Origin of the sequence: Mesobacillus sp. (genome assembly GCF_047739415.1) — a bacterium.
In the GTDB taxonomy this organism is placed as follows: domain Bacteria; phylum Bacillota; class Bacilli; order Bacillales; family Cytobacillaceae; genus Mesobacillus.
Window position 1 is genome coordinate 1 of sequence record NZ_JBIQOE010000022.1, and the last position, 4235, is coordinate 4235.

Genomic DNA, 4235 nt, shown 5'->3' on the forward strand with positions numbered 1-4235 from the left:
CCTTGTCGTTAAGGCGAATGTCGGGGATGTCAGCAAAATCAAAGCAATGTTCGAACAAATCGAAGCGGAATTCGGACGGCTCGATATCTTCGTTAACAATGCAGCTTCAGGCGTGCTGCGACCGGCGATGGAGCTTGAGGAATCACATTGGGATTGGACGATGAACATCAATAGTAAAGCGCTATTGTTCTGTGCCCAGGAAGCGGCGAAATTGATGGAAAGGAATGGCGGCGGTAAAATTGTCAGCATCAGTTCACTGGGCTCGATTCGATACTTGGAGAACTATACAACTGTAGGGGTTTCCAAGGCAGCCCTGGAAGCATTGACACGTTATCTAGCTGTCGAGCTTGCGCGGAAGAATATCGTTGTCAACGCCGTATCTGGCGGGGCGGTCGATACAGAGGCACTGACGCACTTCCCTAATAGAGAGGAACTCCTAGCAGAGGCTAGAGAGAAGACACCCGCTGGAAGAATGGTTGAAATCGACGATATGATCAATGCCATCATGTTCCTGCTGAAGGATGAATCCAGCATGATCCGCGGACAGACAATCATCGTCGACGGGGGCATCTCTTTGTTGGTATAAGATGAATCTTACTGGATGAATTTGGTATTAAAAAATCGGATAGCACCTTCCGCGGATGGTTAATCTATTATTCGTGGAGGTGATAAACGATGGCAAAACAACCTAACCAATCTCAAGCTGGAACTAACATTCAGCAGGTGAGACAACAAAACGCGCAATCTGCTCAAGGCGGACAAGGCCAATACGGTACTGAATTCGCTAGCGAAACAAACGCTCAAGAAGTACGCAAGCAAAACCAGCAAGCTGAAGCTCGCAAAGGCCAAAACTCTGGCCAACAGAGCTAATATCACCTTAATGGAAGGCACTCTAATTCGCAGAGTGCCTTTTCCTTTGTTGCCTAATTTCCAAAAGAGGCGAATGCTGCAACCAGAACCGTAAATTTTGATTATCCACCATTCGACAAAGGTTCCAATTCCTCTACATAACTAGTCAAAGGAATTCCATCCCCACCCAAGAATACATTTAAAAGATAAATTTTACAGGCGGTGGAAAAGCATGGATAAATTTAACGAATTGGTTTCTACACAAATGCAAACGATGGAAAAGCTTCTATATCTGCAGTCTGAATTGGAAAGGTGCCAGGAGATTGAAAAGCAGCTGGATGCCCTTAAGCAAAGTGCTGAATTAGAAGATCTTCGCATGGAAATTGACCGGAAAAAGCAGGACCTGAAGGAAATCCACCAGATGTTCGAAAAGCAGACGGAGGAAGTCATCCATACGTATCAACAGCTTGCCGTCAGTTATCGTTAAAAGTGGTTCCTGCAAATCATTGAAATATAAAAAAGTGAATTTTTATAAAAATTTAGGCAAATTTATTGGGCGATCGAGGAAATCGGTGGCTCTTTTGTTTTAAATTCTCTCGTTAACCGTTATAATAATAAAAAATAGGAATCGTTCTTTGTTGCCTTTTGTCGTTTTGAAGAATTTAGATAAATATACATTAATAGGTTGCAAAGTTTCCGGGAAAGGAAAGTAGGGGAGAAGAACATGGGCGTACCCACAGAAGGTGAACCGATCCAAATCCATAGTTATAAGCATAATGGGCACATCCATCGAGTCTGGGAAGAAACTACCGTCTTAAAAGGAACGCAAAATCTTGTGATTGGCGGGAATGATCGGACAGTCGTAACTGAGTCAGACGGCAGAACTTGGATTACGAGAGAGCCTGCAATCTGTTACTTCCACTCTCAGCTATGGTTCAACGTTATTGGAATGATTCGGGAAGATGGCGTGTATTACTACTGCAATATTAGTTCTCCATTTATTTTTGATGGGGAAGCGCTGAAATATATTGACTATGATCTCGATATTAAAGTTTTTCCTGATATGACGTTTAATCTGCTCGATGAAGATGAATATGAACGCCATCGAAAAGAAATGCAATACCCTGATGTGATCGATAAGATTTTGAAATACAATGTTGAAAAGCTCAAACGGTGGATCAGGCAGAGGAAGGGCCCATTTGCACCGGATTTCATCGACATTTATTATGAACGGTATTTAACATATCGTCGTTAACCATACAGGGTAGACAAGCTTCAGCCTGTTGATTGATTCAACAGGTTTTTGTTTCGTCAACAGCACGGCAAGGCAAGGTAAGGCTCCATAAGGGGGAACTATAAATTGGGCAGCATCCGAAGATACTTAAAATTCGTCAAACCATATAGGCTGCAAATCATAGGAACAATCATCATCGGCATCCTTAAATTTGCGATTCCATTGTTAATTCCACTTTTAATCAAATTTGTCCTAGATGATGTCATCGGGAATGATGAACTGGACAAGGATGAAAAAATAGACAAACTGTTTTGGGTAATGGGCGTAATGATTGTTGTTTTTGTCGTGCTCAGACCGCCTATTGAATACTATCGTCAATATTTTGCCCAGTGGACAGCGAGCAAAATCCTATATGACATAAGAGACAGACTGTTTACCCATATGCAGAGGCTCAGCTACAAATATTACTCCAATACGAGAGCGGGAGAGGTCATCTCAAGGATGATCAATGATGTCGAGCAAACAAAGACATTCGTTGTTACTGGACTGATGAATCTGTGGCTAGACGTTGCTACGATTATGATAGCAGCTGCTATCATGTTTTCGATGGATGTCCAGCTTACATTTGTCTCACTGATCCTGTTTCCTTTCTACGCTTTTTCGGTAAAATTTTTCTTCGGGAACCTTCGGAAGCTTACGAGGGAACGGTCACAGGCACTTGCGGGGGTACAAAGCTATTTGCATGAGAGAGTGGCTGGAATCTCTGTCATCAAAAGCTTTGCGATTGAGGATTATGAACAAACACAATTTGACCGGCAGAATAAAAACTTTTTAACAAAAGCGCTTGAGCATACAAGCTGGAACGCAAAAGCATTTGCGGTAGTCAATACGATTACTGATATAGCGCCTCTGCTTGTTATTGGCTTTTCCGGTTACCAGGTCCTTCAAGACAATCTCACCATCGGGGAAATGGCCGCTTTCATCGCTTATATCGACAGACTTTATAACCCTCTGCGCAGGCTGGTGAATTCCTCGACCACATTGACTCAGGCGATTGCATCAATGGACCGAGTTTTCGAGTTCATGGATGAAAAATACGATATCAAGGATTCTCCTGACGCGGTGGAACTGAAAAAAGTACATGGGGATATTTCTTTTAGAAATGTAAGCTTCTCTTATGAGGAAGACGGAGAGACGGTACTGAAGAATTTGAATATACAGGTAAAAAAGGGAGAAACAATTGCCCTGGTTGGAATGAGCGGAGGCGGAAAATCTTCGTTTGTCAGCCTGATTCCAAGATTCTTCGATGTTACCGATGGTGAAATCCTCCTTGATGGGAAGGACATCCGGTCGTTCAAGGTCCGTTCCCTGCGCGATAAAATCGGTATGGTTGCGCAGGATAATATTTTGTTCAGTGAATCGGTCAAATCGAATATCCTGTTAGGCAGGCCGGAAGCAAGTGATGAGGAAGTCATTCAAGCGGCCAAGGCTGCAAATGCTCATGATTTTATTATGAATTTGCCAGAAGGCTATGATACAAAAGTTGGGGAAAGGGGAGTCAAGCTTTCCGGGGGCCAAAAACAGCGTGTTGCCATCGCGCGTGTGTTCCTGAAGAATCCGCCTATTCTGATTCTTGACGAAGCAACATCAGCGCTTGATCTTGAGAGTGAGCATCTTATTCAGGAAGCGATAGAAAAGCTGGCAAAAGACAGGACAACATTCGTTGTAGCCCACCGTTTATCCACGATTACACATGCCGACAGGATTGTCCTGATTGAGCATGGTGAAATCGTCGAGGACGGCAGCCATGATGAATTGATGGCAAAGCAGGGTGGCTATCACAGACTCTTCCAGGTCCAGCAGCTCGAAAGTTAAATAATCTACAAGAAACCGAGGCATTATGCTTCGGTTTTTATTTTGCCTATATTCACACACCGATTCCTGGAGATTGTCCCGGAATTTTTTTTAAACAAAACTTTTATCTCAAGAAAATCTTCACATTTCTAAAGTGTCATAATTTATCAGCTTTTGACATACAAATAGTACCAAGTGCCTAAGACTATTAAGAATTATTATTATATTTAAATAATTAAGAAAAATCAGTGGACTATCTCGGTGCATTTAATATAAAATGTTTTACACAGACATAAGT

At 42.5% G+C, this 4235-nt stretch carries 5 protein-coding genes; all 5 read left to right on the top strand.

Annotated features, from left to right (window positions below; translation table 11 throughout):
* Window positions 1–586 (top strand): enoyl-[acyl-carrier-protein] reductase FabL (fabL, locus tag ACH0QE_RS01555; RefSeq protein WP_415798989.1); only part of this gene is annotated, 586 nt, incomplete at its 5' end.
* A gap of 89 nt (window positions 587–675) precedes the next feature.
* Window positions 676–870: a gamma-type small acid-soluble spore protein gene (locus tag ACH0QE_RS01560; RefSeq protein ID WP_415798990.1), complete on the top strand. Its 195-nt coding sequence runs from the start codon at window positions 676–678 to the stop codon at window positions 868–870.
* A gap of 211 nt (window positions 871–1081) precedes the next feature.
* Window positions 1082–1336 (top strand): YgaB family protein, encoded by a 255-nt coding sequence (locus ACH0QE_RS01565; RefSeq protein ID WP_415798991.1) that lies wholly within the window; start codon window positions 1082–1084, stop codon window positions 1334–1336.
* A gap of 237 nt (window positions 1337–1573) precedes the next feature.
* Complete coding sequence (gene ntdP / locus ACH0QE_RS01570; RefSeq protein WP_041967592.1) at window positions 1574–2104, top strand: nucleoside tri-diphosphate phosphatase; 531 nt, start codon at window positions 1574–1576, stop codon at window positions 2102–2104.
* A gap of 105 nt (window positions 2105–2209) precedes the next feature.
* A complete protein-coding gene (locus ACH0QE_RS01575; RefSeq protein ID WP_415798992.1) occupies window positions 2210–3958 on the top strand; it encodes an ABC transporter ATP-binding protein in 1749 nt (582 codons plus the stop codon).
* Window positions 3959–4235: the final 277 nt, after the last annotated feature.

Coding starts and splice junctions, on each gene's coding strand:
- ACH0QE_RS01560 (WP_415798990.1), top strand. CDS start 676: ATGGCAAAACAACCTAACCAATCTCAAGCTGGAACTAACATTCAGCAG.
- ACH0QE_RS01565 (WP_415798991.1), top strand. CDS start 1,082: ATGGATAAATTTAACGAATTGGTTTCTACACAAATGCAAACGATGGAA.
- ntdP (WP_041967592.1), top strand. CDS start 1,574: ATGGGCGTACCCACAGAAGGTGAACCGATCCAAATCCATAGTTATAAG.